Genomic DNA, 554 nt, shown 5'->3' on the forward strand with positions numbered 1-554 from the left:
ACGCGGCGCCAGGTGGCCGAGATCGAGCGAGACGAAGCAAACCCGACAATCGAGACGATCCAGAAGATTGCAAGGCTTTTTGGCTTTACGGTCGGCTTCGTACCCAGGACCCCGAGCGAAAGCGAGCCGGAATCCGCATTCAAGCCGTGATGGCGAAAAGGCGCTGCAGTCTTCTTAGACGACGACGTGCGCGATGTGATATCCGCAAATGCTGCGGAAAGGGGACGAACGAAGTAGGAGTAACGTGGAAGGAAAAACGGAAAAAATCCAAGAAAATCAATGTCTTGATGGCGGAGAGGGTGGGATTCGAACCCACGGTACCCGTAAAGGTACTCCGCATTTCGAGTGCGGTGCAATCGACCACTCTACCACCTCTCCGCATGCGCTTTCGCCCAYGGTGGTGGCTGGTCGAGCCTTGCTGGGCGAAGCGTGGGCGGGGATATAGCGGCGAAAAAAGGCAAGCGCAAGATAGGCTGTGAAGAATTTGCGTCTTGGATGTTGGCTTATTGTGGCGGCTGGGATCACGTCGCGGTCGCTTCTGTGTGGCCTGGCTG

1 protein-coding gene and 1 tRNA gene are annotated in these 554 nt (G+C 56.6%); one reads left to right on the forward strand and one right to left on the reverse strand.

Annotation, left to right across the window (positions count from 1 at the left end; all coding sequences use genetic code 11):
* Window positions 1-12 precede the first annotated feature (12 nt).
* On the forward strand, window positions 13-150 hold the full coding sequence (locus AC1D0P_RS27670) for a helix-turn-helix domain-containing protein (RefSeq protein ID WP_477679656.1): 138 nt from the start codon (window positions 13-15) through the stop codon (window positions 148-150).
* Window positions 151-288: 138 nt separating this feature from the next.
* Here the strand turns inward: AC1D0P_RS27670 and AC1D0P_RS27675 are convergent.
* A tRNA-Ser gene (locus AC1D0P_RS27675) sits at window positions 289-378 on the reverse strand.
* Window positions 379-554 lie beyond the last annotated feature (176 nt).

Source organism: Polaromonas sp. P1_G2, from assembly GCF_056405515.1.